A 19602-nucleotide genomic window follows, 5' to 3' on the forward strand; every position below is an offset into this window, starting at 1 on the left:
TTCAAATCATTAAAACTGAATGGATTATCTGAGAAACCAGTAATTTTCCACTTCCCGAGCTCGTTCAACTGTAATTTCTTGAGCAAAAATTGAGATCTTTATATGGCCATCTAAAGCGGTATCCAATAGTGTGCTCCCTACTCTTTGGTATCTTTCAATCACTTTCTCATTGGGAATTTTCCACGGCGAATAAAAGGCACGAGAAAATATCGCAATATCTGGGTCAACCGCTTGAATAAACTGCTCGCTTGAAGAGCTGCCACTACCATGATGCGGAACCAGTAATATATCGGCCTTAAGAGCTTCTTTTTCAATGTTAAGCAGCTTAGTTTCGGTTATTTTCTCGATATCTCCTGGTAATAAAAGCGTAAAACGCCCATCAGAGATACGAACCACACAAGAATTATTATTGTCATTGTTCGACACTTCTTGAGGCCAGATCACAGATACGTCTAGCCCTTGAAATTGATGTGTTCCTAGCACACAACTATCAGCTGGACTTGCAGGGTGAAAACGCTGTAACGATTTTCCGCCATCATAGGCAATGAGGTCGTCAACGCCACCATTATGGTCGCCATCATTATGACTAATGATGGTATCTTGCAGCGTAATTCGATTATTCAAAAGATAAGGTTTGATCACAAACTCGAACATCGAAAAATAACCAAAATACTTGGCCCCCACATCATAGAGCAGCCCTTTGTTATTGCGAGAAACTAACACTGCCGTTCCGTGACCCACGTCAAAGATATCGATTTGCCATAGCGGAGAAGCTCGAAATTGATACTGAACGAGGAAAAACAATATGGGTAATAAACCAAGATAATTTCTGAATAAATACAGCAGCAAAGCACTTAAGTAGCTGGTTATTAGAAACATGGACGAAACGCCAGGTATATCTACCCAAGTTAGTGGAGCACTTTGCAACAGCTCAAAAAGAAACACTAACACATTATCAACTAAATGAAGTGGAAGTTGCCAACCAATAGCGTGCAGCGCAGTAACATGAAGTAGTAGTAGCGGAAATACCACGATGGAAACCAACGGGATCACAATGATGTTCGCAACCAATGAGATAATACTCGCACCGGAAAAGAAATACAGGTTGAGTGGCAACAGACAGGTAAATAACGCAAGCTGCAACTTGATTAAGGCAAGTAGCTTTGCACCTAAACCTCTACCAACTTTTGTCACTAACGTTACGATGATAGCAACCGCAAAAAAGGAATAATATAAACCAGGATTAAGTAGTGAAAACGGGTCTACTATCAAGACGATGGTCAACGCTACTGTTAGCACCTGAAGCGCTTTAAGGCGCACAGCAAAGAGGTAACAAGCAACCCACACCATTGCCATGATTAAAGCTCGAGTCGCCGATACGCTGTAACCGCAGAGAATGACGTAACCAAAACACAACAGTAACGCAAAAACCAAACACCATTGATGTAAGTTAGCTGCTTGGGAAATTATTACCGGGATACAATACAGCACGACTTTTATCAGCAAAAACGCAATGGCAAATACCATTCCGATATGCAGCCCTGAAATCGCTAACAGATGGCTCAAGCCAAGACTTCTAAATTGTGTTTTGTTTTCGAAGTCGACTTTGCTTGTATCGCCAGTTAACAAAATATAGTACAGCCAAGCATAGCTTCGCCCATCAAGCGTTTTATCTATGAATAAGCGGTAGTTATCTCGCCACGTAGTGTCCTTCACTACCGACTTGATTGTTTTGATGCTACCCTTAAAATATATATGCTTCCTAAACGCATGCAATTCAGCATTAAAAAGTCCGATATTAATTCGGCTACGATAACGCTTAAGTTTTACCGTAAATTCAATGTGGTCACCGACACGCAACATAGGCGTGGATGAGTTACGATAGAGTTTTGCGTTTACTGTACGCCAACGGGCAAATTGGTAGCCATCAACTTGCTCAAGCTTTACCTTTAACGCTTCACCAATCACAGAATTATCAACCTCAATAACTTTACCCGAAGCAGTAACAAGCTGCGATTGCCACATTTCTGGTATTTTTAGCTGATAAAAAACAAAGTAATGACCAATAGCAATGGAAATCCCTAAAATAAATCCTGCCAATATAGGACAAAAAAGCTTAGAATAGCGGCCCATGAAGTAGAGGAATATGCTTAGTGCGGCTGATCGCCAATTGTCGAGAAGAAATACCGCACTGAAGCAACCCAGAATTATTCCAAAACATATCAGAATCCAAGTAGATGGCAGCTGCAAATGGCGAAAAAAACGATTCAACGCTTTTTACCTGATCATAATAAAATCAAACAACAGAAATCATTAAAAATCTTTGGTAAGTTACTGCATGATGCCAACCTGTGGCATTTAAACCGGCGCTCAGCACGCGGCGCATTCTCGGTGGGGCTATTTTTCGCATTCATCCCTGTTCCTTTTCAAATGGTACTGGCGGCAGCACTAGCGATTCCATTTCGCGTTAACTTGCCTTTGTCTATTGCACTCGTGTGGATCACCAATCCACTTACGATGCCACCTATATTTTACTGCTCATACCTAGTCGGTGTATTTGCTCTTGGTCAAGAGCAGCAACCATTCCATTTTGAGGCGAGTTGGGAATGGCTTGCACAAAGCCTAACAACGATTGGGCCTGCATTTATCGTCGGCTCTTTGATCTGCGCAACACTTGCCGCCATTATCGGCTTTTTCGGTATCGACTACCTGTGGCGACGCTCAGTGAATAAAGCGTGGCAAAGTCGCGGCCAAGGCTAATACCAGTATAGTTAAGATTTTTATCGCTTGAATTAAATATCGAATTGAATTTGCGAATATTTCTTTTCAAACACAAAAAAAGCCCTTCCGGGCTTTTTTATCGTATAAATTGTACTTTAGGCTTTACGACGTCTTCTCAGCGCCACTAGTGGTAGCGCGAGTAAACTAAGCCAAGACCAACTTGCAGATTGACGCTCATATGTCTCTGCTTCAGGTGGTGTACAGCTTTCAGGTTCACCAGAAATTGGCGTAAGTAGAACCGGTAAGCTTACCGACTCATACTCAGTCTCACCTTTGCTGTCCTTCTCAATTTCACCAAGTGTATTGCGTCTTTCAACCGTTTTGGTGGCAATCGCATAGATCTTGTTATCGTCAGTAATTTTTACTGCTTCCGCAATCGTGTAAGGGAAGGTATCGCTCTTACAGGGAAGAAGAGAATTAATGTTTACTAGCTTTTCCGCCCCGATTTCATATAAGAAGGCTTCACGACGACGGTTTGAACCACTCTTTTCAATCACACCTTGACCAACAACAAAGCCATTATTGTTAATGTCATTTATTGCTGTTGCTGAACCTTCAAAGTATGTGGGCATCTCCTTAAACTCAGCACTTGTAGTATTAAAGTAGAAGCCAGTTGCGTCATAGTCTCTAGAGCCTCCACTGAAACGTCCAAATACACCAACTATGGTACCGTTGTCATTCACATCGACTGCTTGGCTATATTCAATAAAGCTCTCAACTTCTCTAACTCGTTTGATTTCACCGTCTTCGAAATAAACAGCTTGTTCATATGGCAGTAGTCTATCATCTCTTTGTCTACGTACTCGAGAGTAACCAACGGTTAACCCATCCGAGTTAGTCGCAACAGCAATACTAGAGTATGCAATTTCACTATCTTCATCAGGCGTAAAACCGAGCCCTAAATCTGTTGCATCAACTAAATTAAAGTTGTTATCAAAAGTCCATTTATATGCCCTAGTGTGATATGGAGTGCTGATACTCTGGATGCAAACATCCACTGGCTCATCTACACCATCACAATCATCCGCTATATTTTCGATTGCTCTTTGAGATAATGACGTAGAGCTTTGCCCGACGACAATATAACCACCTTCGTTAGTTTGCTTGATGTCTGTCGCGATAGAAATACCGCCATGCTCAGTAAATGCGGGCTCCAGCCTAACTTTCTCACCAGCAGGAGTTACCAAAATTCCTTTATTTCGCCAATCGCGTACAAAATAAGTTTCTTCTTCTGTTTCACCCTCAGGAGTAAAAGTTATCTTTTTAAAAGGTGCAGAGCCCCAGCCCACTATTGTACCGTCTTCTGCGATGCTTGTAAGGTAGTTAGTGACCGAGCGAGTTAGCCCTTCGTAATCAGGAGATTGTTCATCATATACTACAAATTCTTCAGCAGTATTGTTGTTGTACGTAAGAGAGATTGCTTGAACAACAGTTTGAAATTGATTAGCCCCTCTTCGACTTAAGTGATAAAGCATAAATGCATGAGCTTGTGCGTTGGTATTTGCAGCATCATTATTTTGAATATCATCTAAGGTGAAGGTAATTTCTTCTTCTATCTGCTCATATTGCTTCTTTACATTGTCATAATCGCTTTTCAGTGTTGAATCATCGAAGTCGATATATGACACATCAATCTTAACACCAAATAAATTGGAAGCATGACCAATCACGTCTCCAGCTTCATTTGCGTCCGACACGTAGCTATATTTACTATTATCATGTCTTGGTAATTCAGTTAACTGATAGGTGGCAGCGGCCGCTTGTTGTGAAAGGGCTACGGCGACACTCGCGGCTAAAAGTTTAAATTTCATTTTAATCCTTACTGCTGATTCTGTAATGCTTCTAGTTCTTCCCAGCGTTCAAACGCGGCTTCCAGCTTCGACTCTAGCTCAGTCAAATGGTTCAATGCCTTGTGGGTCGTTTCTTGATCTTGTTTAAAGAAGTCTGGATCGCTGACCAGTGCTTGTTGTTTGTTCACAGCCTCTTCAAGTTCCTCTACTTTACTGGGCAACGACTCTAATTCAAGTTTTAATTTGTAACTCAGCTTATTTGAACGAGCAGGTGCAGCTGCTTTTTTAGTCTCGACTTGTTGCTGCTTTTCTTGATGAACCTTTTGTGCTTCTTTCTTTTGCTGCTCTCGTCTTTGCTGGTACAGTTCAAAATCACTATAACCGCCAACAATTTCTGTCACCAAGCCCTCGCCTTCGAACGCCCAGACACTGCCGCAGGTATTATCGATAAACTCTCGGTCGTGGCTGACGACCAGCACCGTGCCTTGGTATTGGTTTAAGATTTCTTCAAGTAACTCAAGCGTCTCAATATCCAAATCATTGGTCGGTTCGTCCAGCACAATAATATTTGAAGGCTTAAGGAAGAGCTTAGCAAGCAATAAGCGGTTTTTTTCACCGCCTGATAATGCCTTTACAGGGGTTCGAGCTCTCACAGGCGGAAATAAAAAGTCCTGCAGATAGCCAAGCACATGACGTGAGCGGCCGCCCATCATTACTTCTTGCTTACCTTCTGCGACATTATCCTGCACAGTTGCTTCTTCATCCAATTTTTCACGGTATTGGTCGAAGTACGCAACTTCCAGGTTCACGCCTTGTTTTACGCTGCCTGCGTCAGGTTTAATGTCACCAAAAAGCATTTTTAACAGCGTAGTTTTACCTGCTCCATTAGGACCGACCAAGCCAATACGATCGCCACGCATCACCAGCGTTGAAAAGTCCTTTACAATGCATTTTTCTTGGAATGCTTTGTCTAAATGTTTCGCTTCAAAGACCAGCTTACCGGAACGATCCGCCGTCTCGATGTTGAAGTCTGTCTTACCTTGTTGCTCGATGCGTTGCTTGCGCTCAACACGAAGCGCTTTTAGTGCTCGCACACGCCCTTCGTTACGGGTTCGGCGGGCCTTGATCCCTTGCCTTATCCAGGTTTCTTCTTCGGCAAGCTTTTTATCAAACAAGGCATTCTGTTGCTCTTCCACTTTTAAATCATGAGCTTTTTGTTCTAGATATTGCGTATAATCTCCAGGGTATGAAACCAACTTGCCACGGTCTAAATCTAAAATTCGGGTCGCCATTGCGCGAATAAAGGCACGGTCGTGAGAGATAAACACGATCCCCCCTTTAAACTCTTTCAGGAATTGCTCAAGCCAGATGACACTTTGCATATCAAGGTGGTTAGTCGGCTCGTCGAGTAACAGTAAATCTGGGTCACTCACCAAGGCTTTGGCCAGTGCAACTTTGCGTAGCCAGCCACCTGAGAGTTCTTCTAGGCGCATATTCGCATCTAATTGCAACTGGCTAAGCACTTGCTTGATCCGTGACTCAAAACGCCACGCATCTTCGCTTTCCAATCGCTGAGTCAGGCGCTCAAGCGAGGTCATCAGTTTATCTGACTGGCTGGTTTGTAGTTTTTCACTGACTTCATGAAATTCAATGAGTAGCTCAGCAACATCAGGTAAACCGTTTGCAACATAATCAAAGACCGACCCATTTGCGCCCTTTGGTGGGTCTTGTTCTAGTCTTGAAACTTTTAATCCACCAACACGATTGATTTCACCATCATCAAGTTGAACTTGGTCATCAAGTACTTTCAGTAACGTTGATTTACCGGCACCGTTTCGGCCCACGATACAAACGCGCTCGCCAGATTCAATAACGGCATCAGCTTGGTCAAGTATAGGGTGTGAGCCAAAAGCCAGTTGCGCTTTAGCAATTCGAATGAGATCCATATTATTCTATAAATTCTTGTAGTTGTTGTTGAGTAAAAGGCCAGCCAAGTTCCTGACCTGTCTCGCCTTTTTTAATCACTGGAATTCTATATTGATATTCCGTCATCGTCTCTTCACTATCGACGATATCGACTAGTTCAATTTCGGCTTCAGGCAAAAATTGAATTAACATCGCCAATGCTTCTTCACAAAGATGACAACCATCGGTGTGAAATAAAGTACATTTAATCATGACGGATCAACCAGCTGTTGTGAATTTGTTTGTTACGCTTAAAATCCAAAGACAAGGTTTGCGATGAGTATTCCTCAGCGGTTAGGCCAAGTGCCGCAAGTCCCATTTCATCGATTTTAAATCCGCGTTTGTTGTTAGAAAACAGTAGTACACCGTTCGGTGCTAATATCTTCTTTACCCAACCAAATAGTTTTAAATGATCTCTTTGTACATCAAATGCGTCAGACATACGTTTAGAGTTAGAGAATGTTGGTGGGTCTAAGAATATCAAATCATATTGACCAACTGCTCTTTCAAGCCATTTTAAGCAATCCGCTTGCTCAAATCTGAAACGTGGATTCTTCAAACCATTTAGCTCAAAGTTTTCCTCAGCCCATTTTAGATAGGTCTTTGACATATCTACTGTGGTAACAGACTTAGCACCGCCAACTGCAGCGTGCACAGAAGCACTACCTGTGTATGCAAATAGATTCAACACGCGTTTATCTTTCGAATGTTGCTGAATAAACTTGCGGGCTAAACGGTGGTCAAGGAATAGACCAGTATCGAGATAATCAAATAGGTTAACCTTAAACTTAGCACCGTACTCTTCTACTACCTCAGTACGGTTTTGCTTGTCTAGGGCTTTGTATTGTTCTTGACCTTTTTGGCGCTTTCTTACTTTTACCGCGATGTTCAGCGGGTCGATATTAAGCTGCTCGGCGGTCAGTGTGATCACGTCTTGCAAACGTTTTTGTGCAACGCTATCGTCAATTTCTTTTGGCGCTTTGTATTCAAAGATGACTGCGTTGTCGTTATATACATCAACCGCAACATTGTACTCAGGGATATCCGCGTCATAAACACGATACGCGTTAACGTCTTCTTTTTTCAGCCAAGATTTTAAGCCTTGTAGATTTTTCTTCAAGCGGTTACCAAACGCAGTCGAGCCTTCAAAATTAAGCCCACTGCTCTGTTTATTTTGCTGTACCTGCATTTCATTCATTTCATACAAGTTAAGCAGCACGTCGAGCGGGCCATTTTTGAATTTATAAGACTTTTTACGCGCTAGTTTTAGCACTTTTAATAGGCTTTCTTCACTCGCAAGTAACGCCAAATTCCAGTCTTTATAGTGCTTTTTAAAGGCGATACCCATATTGCGATATAGCGTAATAATTTCAGCCATACCACCTAGACGTTCGCCATAAGGCAAGTTACTCAGCACAATGCCAGGACGTTTAGCAGCAAGGCTAAGGTGATTGGCATCTTCAAACTTAAACTTAATATGTGACTCAACGCCTGCGCGCTTGGCATTACGCTCAGCAATTGACAGCACACGTTCATCGATATCACTACCGATCAGCCATAAGCTCTTTTGCTCTGGCTGTACCTTTAATTGTGCTTTAAGCTCGGTGAACTTACTTTCACGAAAACTCGGCAGGCGTTTAAAGGCAAAATCTTTATTAAGGTTAGTAGGTAAGCCAAGCGCCATAGATGCCGCTTCGATTAATAACGTGCCAGAACCACAGCAGGGGTCAAAAAGCGGCTTATTAGTATCTTCAAGCCAGCCGCTACGTTTAACCAGCGCTGCCGCTAAATGTTCACGAATTGGCGCTTTACCTTGTTTGTCACGATAACCTCTATCAGATAAGCGAGGTCCCGAGAAATCGATATATAGCGCACAGCCTTGCTTAGATAATTTCGCTATGATGCGAATATCCGGTGTCTGTTTGTCAACATCTGGACGTTGCTCAAACAGGTCATTGAAGTAGTCAACGATCCCATCCTTAACCACCAAGCCAGAGAATTGCGTATTTTTAAGCGCATTATTCGTACCATTAAACTCTACTGCAAAGGTCTGCTTTGGGCTAAACCAATCTTGCCATGCCTGAAAACGAACAAACTTGTAGAGAGAATCTTTGTCATTCACTTCTGGTTTGTCATCAATAAGCAACATCACGCGCGTTGCAAATCGTGTCATCATACAGAACTTTTGTACGTCTAGATTAGCACCTGTGAACTTAACTGAACCAACGGTTTGCTTGTTTATTTCAAAACCAAACTCGGTTAATTCTTCAACCAGTAACTGCTCTACACCAATAGATGTCAATGCGATAAATTGCAATTTGAATACCCTTAAATTTCAACTGGGCGCAGTATAACACACAAGTTATCGTTAGTTATTAGTTGAGCTTGGTTGTATGGGGATAAATTACGTTAAAAATTTAGCAAGTTCAGAAAATTTAACTTATCTAGCGCGCTTATGTTCGAGTTCCTACTTTGGTAATTTTGCAGTAAGTTATGGAGCTCCCCTTTTTCAAACCACACGCCACCACAGCACCCGCACTCACTAAAACTAGCTTCAAAGAGCGTATAGTCTTTAAGTGTATGACCATCATCAGGGCATAATTGTAAAACGTCACGCTCAACCAACGACCGCTTTGCAATAAAATCGGTATAACTAAAGTGATAAGTATGTTTAATGGAATCAATAAATTTGCGCGGCAACCAAATGGCACCGCATGACTGACATTGATAACCGCAATGTCCTTCAGCGTCGGCATAAGTTAGTTTTAATGTTTTATCGCAGAGGCAGCGCATTCTAATCCCTCGATCAGCAAACAATTCAAATTAGGTACAGGTTAATACAGGAAATAATTGCTGGTCAATAAAACGATGGGATGAAATTGGCTATGCGCTTTGATGAACTTGGTGTGTTAACACAAGAGGCGCTAACCGATCGTTCAGTACTTTTATCGCTTGAAATTGTTCAAGCTCTATTCCTTCATCAAGAATAAATTGCTCGTTCAAGCTTAAACAAAGACTTGACTGACCATCATGCTCGATAATTAGAAACTCGCCACGGCTTAACTTGGAATTTAAACACACAACCGCCTCACTCACAGGTTCACCACCAAAATATGGCTTAAAAAACCAGCTTTTTGCTTGCATCGGTTGCAGATGAAACTTTGCCGCAGTTGCATTCAAAGCGATTTGACAGCATCTGGGCTCATTCCAAACACCAAAACCGCAAAGGTAAGAAAATACACTCTGATAAAATTCAGCTTCGCTGAGACTAAAATTGGGATTAGCGGTTGAGTCTTCAGTAAGGTGGCGCAACCGAAAAGGCGTGCAAAGCTGAAGCTCTTCACCCAAATCAATTAACAACCTGTTCCTTTCTGTGCAGCGGATCCATTGCCACTCTTTTGAAGCTTGCAAAACTTCTCTCCCACCAACCAATTAGCTCAACTAGTAAGTGGGAGTATAACGCGAAAAACGCAATGATGAAATTTTTTATAATAACGTTTTGTTTTGGATCATTTGGTTATATGACCGATCCTTATAAGGACGAAACGATCTTTTTAACAAGTGCAGGCCCTTCATAAATAAAGCCTGTGTAGACTTGTACTAAATCTGCACCAGCTGAAAATTTCTCTTTTGCAGATTCCGCACTGTCAATACCACCTACACCGATGATTGGTAGCTTACCGTCGGTAATACGCTTCAATTCGCTGACAACATGCGTCGATTTTTCACGAACAGGTCTACCAGACAAACCACCTGCTTCATTACCGTACTCTAGGTTTTCTACCGCATCTCGGGCTAATGTTGTGTTAGTTGCAATAACACCATCAATACGATTATTAACTAACGATTCTGCGATCTGGGTTAACTGAACGCCATCAACATCTGGTGCGATCTTTACCAACATAGGCACTGACTTATTATGCTTGGCGATCAGATCCATCTGTTCATTTTTCAGGCTTTGCAATAGATCATCTAGCGCTTCGCCATATTGTAGATCTCTAAGGCCCGGTGTATTTGGTGAAGAGATATTCACGGTGATATATGAGGCATGCTCAAATACTTTTCTCATACAGTGAATGTAGTCATCTTTACCTTGTTCATTTGGTGTATCTTTATTCTTACCAATGTTGATCCCAAGGATCCCATCGTATTTTGCTGCTTTTACATTGTTGACTAGGTAATCGACGCCCTTGTTATTGAACCCCATGCGATTAATAATTGCATTTGCCTCTGGTAAACGAAAGATCCGAGGCTTGTCGTTGCCCGCTTGTGGTCTCGGCGTGACAGTTCCCACTTCAATGAAACCAAAACCCATTTGCGCAAATGCTTCGATACACTCAGCATTTTTATCAAGACCGGCGGCCAACCCGACTGGATTTTTAAACTCTAACCCTAGAAAATTAACAGGTTTGTCTTGAACTGATTGAGACCATGCAAGGCTCATTGGCGTATTCGCAAAGCGGCGCAGGTTGTTTAGGGCAAAATCGTGTGCCCACTCCGCATCTTTATTAAACATAAAACGACGCGCAAGATCGTAAAACATGGTAGCTCCTCAGTATTGGTAACGTAATCAACTTAGCTAAAATTACTCAAGCGTAACTTTAGCTAAATGGATTATGCCAATGGCATTGGACAAAAAAATACCCCAGTCAAAGCTGGGGTATTGTAGCGATTTCTAGATTATTTGGAAGTATCGCAGTTGTGGCTTAGTAACATTAGCTCACGAAGTGCAACTGAGAACTTAGCAAAGTCATGACTTTGCGAGGTCTTAAACTCAGTTAACATTTGCTGCCAACGGTGTAGTAAGCCAGCTTGCTTATCCATCCACTGTTCAATCTGTTCATTGATATCACTGTCATCACCAGCAAAGCTGTTTAACACAACCTCTGACAATGAACGCTGTTGCCAATCAAGCTCTTCACGATATGAAGCACGAGCAAGCGCCTGCCAATGGTTTGCCACAGGTTGAGCCGTGATTTGGTCAAGGAACCAATGTAGACCCATGTTTGCACCAAGCGTGAAGTAAGTATTAGACACAACACCGATCTTACGACCTGAGCTATGTGCAACTTCCGCTAAGTCCATGACCGAGAACAAGCTTGAAAGTGACACGATACGCAGTGCAATCTCAGCAGGTACACCTTGAGACTCAAGGTCACGTGCTTTATCAACGATCTGCTCGCTTTCATTTGCAACCATGTAGTTGTGTAGATTTGCACTTAAATCTTTAAATGTAGGTGCAAAGAACGCAATGGTTTGCTCGATAGTTTGAGACTTGTCACGGTGACGTAAGAACCAACGCGTTGCACGGCGAACCGTACGACGTAATTGATATAGCATTTCCGTTTGAACTGCCGCTGGGATCTTATTATCAAGCGCAGAAATCGCTGACCACGTTTCCTTCATTTCAAAGATTGCACTTGCAATTGAGTAGCAAACCGCAATTTCTGCATCCGTTGCACCTGTCTCTTCGTGCATACGAACCATGAAGTTTAGACCCATATCGTTAACGATATTGTTTGCAAGTTTCGTTGCAATGATCTCTTTACGTAGCGGGTGATTATCCATCGCAGCATTGAAGCGCTCGCGCAGCGGTGCTGGGAACGAGTTCACTAGCAACTGACGGTAGTATGGATTTTCTGAGATCTCATCAACAACTAATGTCTCTTTTAATACCATCTTAGAGTAAGAAACCAGTACAGATAGCTCAGGACGTGTTAGGTCTTTACCTGCCGCCGCTCGCTCTGCTAGCTCTTCATCAGTTGGTAAGAATTCGATTGCACGATTTAACTTGCCGTCTTTTTCAAGTGCATGGATAAAGCGTACTTTCTCTTTCAGCGTCGCTGGACCTTTAGACTTAGTAACCGAAAGCGTGTGCGTTTGACGGTAACAATCTTTCAGTACCAATTCTGATACTTCATCTGTCATTGAATACAGTAATTCGTTACGCTGCTTATTCGTCAATTCACCTTCAGCAACTAGGCCGTTAAGTAGGATCTTGATATTAACTTCATTATCCGAACAGGCAACACCACCTACGTTGTCGATAAAGTCAGTATTGATGCGACCGCCGTTTGAAGCAAATTCGATACGACCCAGCTGAGTAGCACCTAAGTTACCACCTTCACCAAAGATCTTCGCACCAAGCTCACCACCGTTGATACGTAGCGCGTCGTTTGCACGGTCGCCTACTTCAGCGTCAGTTTCAGATTTAGACTTGATGTAAGTACCGATACCACCATTCCACAATAAATCAACTGGCATCTTCAACAATGCTTTGATCAACTCATTTGGTGTCATGCTCGATTTCTTAGTGCCTATCATCTTCTTCATTTCAGCGCTTAGCGTAATTGCTTTCGCTGCACGAGAGAAAATACCACCGCCCTCAGAGATCAGATCCTTATTATAATCTTCCCAGCTTGAACGTGGCAGATTAAATAGACGCTCACGCTCTACATACGAGCTTGCTGCATCTGGGTTTGGATCGATAAAGATGTGCATGTGGTTGAATGCCGCTTGTAAGCGAATGTGCTTAGATAGCAGCATCCCGTTACCAAATACGTCACCACCCATGTCACCGATACCAACTGCAGTAAAATCAGTCGTCTGACAGTCAATGTCCATTTCACGGAAGTGACGCTTAACCGATTCCCAAGCGCCCTTAGCAGTAATACCCATCTTCTTGTGGTCGTAACCAATTGAACCACCTGACGCGAAAGCGTCACCAAGCCAGAAGTTATATGATTCAGCGATACCATTTGCGATATCAGAGAAAGTCGCAGTCCCTTTGTCCGCTGCAACAACTAGGTATGGGTCGTCTTCGTCGTGACGTACAACATCCACTGGCGGCACAATGTCACCATGTACGATGTTATCTGTGATGTCTAGTAGACCACGGATGAAGATCTTGTAACACTCTTGGCCTTCTTTGAAGAACGCTTCACGTTCAGTTGGAAGTTGTTTACAAACAAAGCCGCCTTTAGAGCCCACAGGTACGATAACTGTATTCTTAACCTGCTGTGCTTTAACTAGGCCAAGTACTTCTGTGCGGAAATCTTCACGACGGTCTGACCAACGTAGACCACCACGAGCCACTTTACCGCCACGTAGATGAACACCTTCTACGCGTGGAGAGTATACGAAGATTTCAAACGCTGGTAATGGCAATGGCATATCTGGCACTGCGCTTGGCTGGATCTTGAATGATGTATACGACTTATTCGTGCCATCAGCTTCTTTTTGATAGAAGTTAGTACGCAGCGTTGCATTGATCATATCAACGTACAAACGAATGATACGGTCATCATCTAGATTCGCTACGTTTTCAAGCTCAAGGTAGATTGCATCAACAACCTTCTGAAGTGCCTTTTCAGTGGCAACTTTCTTCGGTGCAAACTTCTTCACGAATAGATCAACGATCATCGCTGCAATGTGCGGGTAACGGTCAAATGTATTTTCGATGTAAGATTGCGAGAACGTCACACCAATTTGGCGCATGTATTTAGCATATGCGCGTAAGATAGATGCTTCACGACCAGTTAAACCACCTAATAACACTAAACGGTTGAAACCATCGTTTTCTAGGCGGTTATTCCACACATTGGTCAATGCCGCACGGAAACGTGCTGATACTTTGTCAAAATCTGTGATCCCTTTGCTGTCGATAAGCATAGAGAAATCCATGATCCAGTTTACTTGACCATCAGTCGTCTTCACAGCGTATGGTGTTTCACCAATAACACGTAGGCCAAAGTTCTCAAGCATTGGCATCACGTCTGATAGGTGAATTGGCTCTGCTTTATGGAACAGACTCAAACGAACAAGTTGCGACGTTGCTTCTTCTTGAGGTCTGTAGAACAGCATCTCAAGTTTGTTATCTTCGTTTAGTTGCTCTAGCTTTTCGATGTCTACTACTGCTGCACTCGGCAACACTTGATCTTTATAAGCAGACTGGAAGGCATTCGTATATTTACGGTTTAACTCGTTACCACGAGACTCACCCGTTCTTTCAAGAAGTGCAGATTGTAACTTGTCTTCCCAAGTACGAGCGGCTTCTACCAAGTTATTTTCGATTTCTTTCACGTTGTAATCTATGTTGTTGTCATCAACACGCACGATGTAATGCGTACGCGCTAGTGTTGATTCAGAGAAAAAGGTGGTGAACTCTACTTTGTCGCTAGACTTAAATGCACGGCCTAGCAGTTGTTGAGTTTCACGGCGTAACGCTGTGTTGTATCTCTCTCTTGGCACATAAACCATACAAGAGAAGAAACGACCATACACATCCTTACGCACAAATAAGCGACACATGTCACGCTCTTGAGTTTGTAAAACGCCCATTGCCACTTCAAGCAGCTCGCTTTCGCGTGCCTGTACTAACTCATCACGAGGATAGGTTTCAAGAATATTGAGTACCGCCTTGTATGCATGTGTGCCTTTAGCAAAGTCACATTGCTCCATGATACGGTTAATTTTACTCTTAAGTACCGGAACATCTACCGCACTGTTGTTGTAGAAGCTAGAAGAGAACAAGCCAATGAAACGGTCTTCACCAATCACGTTACCTTCATCATCAAAACGCTTGATACCAACATAGTCGATATACGCTGGTCTATGAACGCGTGAAAGTGAATTTGTCTTGGTTAAGATCAACAAGTTGTTACTGCGTGCCTCTTTGCGCGCAACTTCAGGCAGTTCAGACAATAAACGGCTGTGATCGTCACCAGAGTTCTTCATCAGGCCGAGACTTGTGCCTTCAACTGGCTTCAGCTCATAGTCACCTTGAACTGGAGTCAAATCATATTGGCGATAGCCCATAAAGGTAAAGTTGTCGCTAACCAGCCAGTCTAAAAACTCGACGGCTTCAGCAACTTCTTCTTTTGAACAACTATAATGACGGGTCGGCAGCTCTTTACTTACGCTCACCAATTTATCGCGAATTGGTAGCCAATCAGCAACCGCAACAGAAACATCATTTAAGACAGATTCAAGCTCAGCTGTAAAATCAGCGATCACCGAATCATCTGTTTGCCTGTCGATTTCGATAAAGAATACGGTCTTAGTAGACGTAGATTCTTGTTCTGCTTTTAAGTTAGAAACTGCGGTGATTGCACCTGCATCATTTCTTTGTAACTTAAGTGGAGAATGAAGTAATAGGTGAGAGACTATGTTTTTGCGATTCATCGCCATGCGCACTGAATCAACCAAAAACGGCATATCTTTAGCGATTATCTCGACAATCGTATGCGATGATTGCCATCCATCCTTTGCAACCTCAGGATTAAAAACGCGAATGACGGCATCGTCAGACTTGTTTTTATCAAGGGCATTCCAAAGGCTCAATGCTGCGCCGTATAAGTCACTGTCGTTACGATGTGCCAAATCCTCTTTAGACATGTTGCTGTACAAGGTTTTGGCAAACGTTTCGACAAGTGACACTTTGTCAGCATGGACTTTTTTATGGATAAGCTTGCAGACGTTATCTAGGATAACAGAAGCTGTGCCTTCATTTTGTGTCATTATGTGTTCCTTAATCTATACCACCTTTGAACGGTAGATTATTTGTACAGCCATTTATTAGCGTGGAGTCAGGTAAATTCTAACCTTTCTGACGCTAATAAACAGCCTTTTTGACGAAAACATTTCAAGCTTTTCAGCTGTTTGCTCATCTATTCACAAAAAATAGATATAAATCGCCAATACCAAATAAAAAGGAGCACAATTATTCACATTATTTTTTCTGGTCAGACCAGATGAGCGTTCCAATTGCCGGTAAAAGCAGCACAGCACCCAGCATATTTACCAAGAACATGAAGGTTAAAAGGATACCCATATCAACCTGGAACTTAAGCGCAGAGAAAATCCATGTGCTTACGCCAATCGCCAATGTGATACCCGTAAACAGTACCGCACTGCCTCGTTCAGCAAGTGCATTTCGATAGGCGACCGACAACGGCATACCTTGCTTAAGCTGTCCCATCATAGAGGATAGAATATAAATGCCATAATCGACACCTATTCCCACACCCAAAGCAATTACTGGTAACGTCGATACTGTTAACCCGATTTCAAGCTGCACCATAAGCGCCTGAGCCAGCGTTGATACCACATATAAAGGTAGTACCACTGCGATAGTCGCTCGCACGCTCCTAAAGCTCGCTAGGCACAACAGGATCACCGCGCCGTACACATAGATCATCATAGGAACCTGCGCCTCGGAAACGGATTCATTTGTTGCCGCCATCACACCGATTGGACCTGATGCTAATTTAAAGGCAACGTCATCAGTTCCCTCTTCTTCTGAGAACGCTTTTATCTTCGCAATCACATGGTCGATAGATTCGGCCTTATGATCTGCCATAAAGATGATAATAGGCATCACCGAACAATCACCGTTAAGTAGCCCTGAGCTTGTTTCCACTCGAGAGGTAGCTTGAACTAGAGAAGCGGTATTTCTTGGTAACGTCTGCCACTTTAAGTTACCTTCGTTGTACCCAGCATTAACCGCTTGTGCAACGGAGCTTAAAGAAACAGCCGATTGTACACTCGGTAAGTTTTCTACTCGCCATTGGAAACGACTAATACGCTCCATTGTATCGTGCTCGGTACAAGCCGCAGGTGTCGCTTCGACAATGACCTTTAAGATATCAGAAGAAATTGCATAACGGTCTGAGATAAGGAAAGTGTCTTGGTTGTATCTGGCATCTTCATGTAGCGCCGGTGCACCAGCATGTAAATCACCAATACGCATTTTTTCAGATTGCCAGTAGCCAAATGCGAATAGTACTGCACTGATAAGTAAAATCACTCTGGCCACTTTTTTGTCTGTGGTTTTCACCAAGGCCTCTCGCATTGTCTCAAACATACCATGGCTGGCGTTTTTACCATCACCAAGTCGCTTAATATTTGCAGACTCAAAGAACGATGCCATTACAGGAAGCAGTACCAAGTTGGTAAAGATAATAACTGCAACCCCTAAACTGGCAGTAATAGCAAGTTCACGAATAATGCCGATGTCGATTGCCAGTAAGGTTAAGAAGCCAACGGTGTCCGAAAGTAGAGCAATGCCACCTGGGATAAGTAATGCTTTAAAACTCGCTTCAGCAGCCACTTTGCAGCTTACCCCTTCCGCTACTTTTTTACCTATCGCGTTGATCATTTGCACACCGTGACTCACGCCAATAGCGAAGACTAAGAAAGGCACCAAAATAGACATAGGGTCAACACCAAAACCCAAAGTACTGAGTAAGCCCATCTGCCAAATCACAGCAATAAATGAACAAACAATCGGAAGCAGCGTAAGCTTAAAGCTCTTACAGAACATCCAGACCATAATAAAAGTAAAAGCAATTGCTAACGCAAAGAAAAGCACTACACCTTTCGCACCATCAGCAATGTCACCGGCCATTTTCGCAAAGCCAATAATATGTATGCTCACTTTTTCAGTGCTAAGAGGCGCTCGGATCTCAGACTCTAATTTTTGCGCAAAGGCTAAGGTATCAAGCTTTTCTTGAGTTTGCGGATCGGTTTCCATTAGCTGAGCGGTTACCGTGGCACAAGAATAATCGCTCGCAACCATACGACCCACAACTTTTGCTTTTTCAATGTTCTGCTTTACAACCGCTAGGCCTTGTTCAGTAGGTTGAAAATTAGCGGGAATAATAGGTCCACCGGCAAAGCCGTCCTCTACCACCTCAACGAATCTCGCACTGGGTGCAAAGATTGAATTCACCAGTGGACGATTAACACCTGGGATAAAATAGAGCTGATCATGCACCGCTTTTAGCTGAGTGAAAAATGGCTCATTAAAGATGTCACCATCTTTATCACAAACAGAAATAAGAATACTATTTGCACCACCAAACTGTTTTTCGTGCTTCAAGTAAACTTTCATGTATTCATGATTTAGTGGAATATTTTTGTTAAATGAAGCATCGAGCTGAATTTGCGTGGCTTTGAAGCCCAAAAATATCGTCGTCAGTACGAAAAAAGACACGACGGTAATACGATGCCTAAAGATGGCGTATACCAATTGATTTAAAAACGCTTGCATTAGTTGTTCACCTCTACCTCAGCAATCCCCTGCTCCGTAGCTAGAATTAGCTGATTCTTTTTAACCACACCTGCTAAAATAGAGTGGCCGGTTTTTAGTTGTTTTGAGGTTAGCTTACCTGCTTTCAACGTGAATATTACGCCGCTGTTAGCAAACATATAGGTCACATTATCTTTGTGGGCAATACTATTTATTGTCGCCGTTTTTTGAGTATCAAGTTGAACTACTTGCTGTGCATTGCCAATAAATGCGTTACCCCTAAGGCCCGCAACAATAAGTTGCTTATCTGAGGTTTGATCAACAGCAAAAAATGAACCGCGATAAAAAGGCTCAAATTTTTGCCATGTTTTTCCTAAGTCATCACTTTGTGCCACAAGTCCCATTTCACCGGCAAGGTACATCATGCCTTCGGCGATCAACAGGCGATTAAAATGGGGAAGAATAAACGCCGTTTCTTGTTCGTATGCCGCGGGGTCTTGCTCTTTTAAATCGGCTAAGTAGTCGACATCATCGGGGTGAACAAATTCACTGATAAAACGTTTTGTCCAAGACTCACCACCATCAGTGGTTTCAAAAAACATGCCATAAGCGCCCACAGCAAAGCCGTGTTGTTGGTCAATAAACTCAATATCAAGACAAGGCTTTTCCAATGTTGGTAGATATTGTTTTAGCGCCCATGTTTTACCACCGTCTGTGGTTTTGATTATGCTAGCGTCGTGGCCACAAGCCCAACCAATATCTTTGCCTTTGAATGTCACAGAGGTCAACAGTGATTGAATTGGCACCTCTGCCTGCGTCCAGTTTTGCCCTTCTTGTTTAATAATTATTGTGCCGTGTTTACCTACCGCAATTAACGCATCACCGTTATCTGTAATATCCGTGAAAAGCGTTTGTTCTGGGTGAGCGACCATCAGGGCTGATTTTGCTGAAATCTGATCACTACTTTCGGCTACTGCTACATGCGCCATAGTTAAAATCGAGGCTGCTACTAACTTCTTCATCATGAGAAAACAC

The 19602-nt window shown here is 42.8% G+C and carries 12 protein-coding genes; 1 reads left to right on the forward strand and 11 read right to left on the reverse strand.

Features of this window, described 5'->3' with window-relative positions; genetic code table 11:
- Nucleotides 1-24 precede the first annotated feature (24 nt).
- Entirely contained in the window at nt 25-2271 is a 2247-nt protein-coding gene (locus DS891_RS04285) for a DNA internalization-related competence protein ComEC/Rec2 (RefSeq protein WP_320076055.1), read from the reverse strand.
- Between DS891_RS04285 and DS891_RS04290 the strand changes: the two genes are divergently transcribed.
- Nucleotides 2251-2760, forward strand: coding sequence for a DUF2062 domain-containing protein (locus tag DS891_RS04290; protein ID WP_010371507.1), 510 nt, complete (start codon nt 2251-2253; stop codon nt 2758-2760). The two genes, DS891_RS04285 and DS891_RS04290, sit on opposite strands and share 21 nt — an antisense overlap.
- A gap of 116 nt (nt 2761-2876) precedes the next feature.
- Here the strand turns inward: DS891_RS04290 and DS891_RS04295 are convergent, their stop codons facing one another.
- The 10 genes from DS891_RS04295 to DS891_RS04340 all read right to left on the reverse strand — a co-directional run bounded on the left by DS891_RS04295 (nt 2877) and on the right by DS891_RS04340 (nt 19589).
- Complete coding sequence (locus tag DS891_RS04295) at nt 2877-4592, reverse strand: DUF3466 family protein (protein WP_174168953.1); 1716 nt, start codon at nt 4590-4592, stop codon at nt 2877-2879.
- Between the two features lie 8 nt (nt 4593-4600).
- Nucleotides 4601-6517: an ABC transporter ATP-binding protein gene (locus DS891_RS04300; protein ID WP_174168954.1), complete on the reverse strand. Its 1917-nt coding sequence runs from the start codon at nt 6515-6517 to the stop codon at nt 4601-4603.
- Nucleotide 6518: 1 nt separating this feature from the next.
- Complete coding sequence (locus DS891_RS04305) at nt 6519-6749, reverse strand: glutaredoxin family protein (RefSeq protein WP_010371514.1); 231 nt, start codon at nt 6747-6749, stop codon at nt 6519-6521.
- Nucleotides 6742-8853, reverse strand: a complete 2112-nt coding sequence (rlmKL, locus tag DS891_RS04310; protein ID WP_174168955.1) for a bifunctional 23S rRNA (guanine(2069)-N(7))-methyltransferase RlmK/23S rRNA (guanine(2445)-N(2))-methyltransferase RlmL — start codon at nt 8851-8853, stop codon at nt 6742-6744. The genes DS891_RS04305 and rlmKL overlap by 8 nt, the downstream gene beginning before the upstream one ends.
- Before the next feature lie 92 nt (nt 8854-8945).
- Nucleotides 8946-9329 (reverse strand): zf-TFIIB domain-containing protein, encoded by a 384-nt coding sequence (locus DS891_RS04315; RefSeq protein ID WP_174168956.1) that lies wholly within the window; start codon nt 9327-9329, stop codon nt 8946-8948.
- Nucleotides 9330-9419: 90 nt separating this feature from the next.
- Nucleotides 9420-9947, reverse strand: a complete 528-nt coding sequence (locus DS891_RS04320; RefSeq protein ID WP_174168957.1) for a cell division protein ZapC domain-containing protein — start codon at nt 9945-9947, stop codon at nt 9420-9422.
- 121 nt (nt 9948-10068) lie between these two features.
- Nucleotides 10069-11079 (reverse strand): quinone-dependent dihydroorotate dehydrogenase, encoded by a 1011-nt coding sequence (gene pyrD / locus DS891_RS04325; protein WP_039495731.1) that lies wholly within the window; start codon nt 11077-11079, stop codon nt 10069-10071.
- A 137-nt stretch (nt 11080-11216) separates the two neighbouring features.
- Nucleotides 11217-16055: an NAD-glutamate dehydrogenase gene (locus DS891_RS04330; RefSeq protein ID WP_010604634.1), complete on the reverse strand. Its 4839-nt coding sequence runs from the start codon at nt 16053-16055 to the stop codon at nt 11217-11219.
- Nucleotides 16056-16266: 211 nt separating this feature from the next.
- Nucleotides 16267-18588 carry an RND family transporter gene (locus tag DS891_RS04335; protein WP_174168958.1) on the reverse strand — a complete coding sequence of 774 codons (2322 nt, stop codon included), beginning with the start codon at nt 18586-18588 and terminating at the stop codon, nt 16267-16269.
- Nucleotides 18588-19589 carry a YCF48-related protein gene (locus DS891_RS04340; RefSeq protein ID WP_248298729.1) on the reverse strand — a complete coding sequence of 334 codons (1002 nt, stop codon included), beginning with the start codon at nt 19587-19589 and terminating at the stop codon, nt 18588-18590. Before DS891_RS04340 ends, DS891_RS04335 begins: the two co-directional genes overlap by 1 nt.
- Between the last annotated feature and the right edge of the window lie 13 nt (nt 19590-19602).

This window comes from Pseudoalteromonas sp. JC28 (assembly GCF_013319255.1).
GTDB lineage: Bacteria > Pseudomonadota > Gammaproteobacteria > Enterobacterales > Alteromonadaceae > Pseudoalteromonas.

Excerpts from the sequence above, each read along its gene's own strand:
- DS891_RS04315 (WP_174168956.1), bottom strand. The coding sequence starts at position 9,329 with ATGCGCTGCCTCTGCGATAAAACATTAAAACTAACTTATGCCGACGCT.
- DS891_RS04340 (WP_248298729.1), bottom strand. The coding sequence starts at position 19,589 with ATGAAGAAGTTAGTAGCAGCCTCGATTTTAACTATGGCGCATGTAGCA.
- DS891_RS04290 (WP_010371507.1), top strand. The coding sequence starts at position 2,251 with ATGGCGAAAAAAACGATTCAACGCTTTTTACCTGATCATAATAAAATC.
- DS891_RS04305 (WP_010371514.1), bottom strand. The coding sequence starts at position 6,749 with ATGATTAAATGTACTTTATTTCACACCGATGGTTGTCATCTTTGTGAA.
- DS891_RS04295 (WP_174168953.1), bottom strand. The coding sequence starts at position 4,592 with ATGAAATTTAAACTTTTAGCCGCGAGTGTCGCCGTAGCCCTTTCACAA.
- pyrD (WP_039495731.1), bottom strand. The coding sequence starts at position 11,079 with ATGTTTTACGATCTTGCGCGTCGTTTTATGTTTAATAAAGATGCGGAG.
- DS891_RS04330 (WP_010604634.1), bottom strand. The coding sequence starts at position 16,055 with ATGACACAAAATGAAGGCACAGCTTCTGTTATCCTAGATAACGTCTGC.
- DS891_RS04300 (WP_174168954.1), bottom strand. The coding sequence starts at position 6,517 with ATGGATCTCATTCGAATTGCTAAAGCGCAACTGGCTTTTGGCTCACAC.
- DS891_RS04335 (WP_174168958.1), bottom strand. The coding sequence starts at position 18,588 with ATGCAAGCGTTTTTAAATCAATTGGTATACGCCATCTTTAGGCATCGT.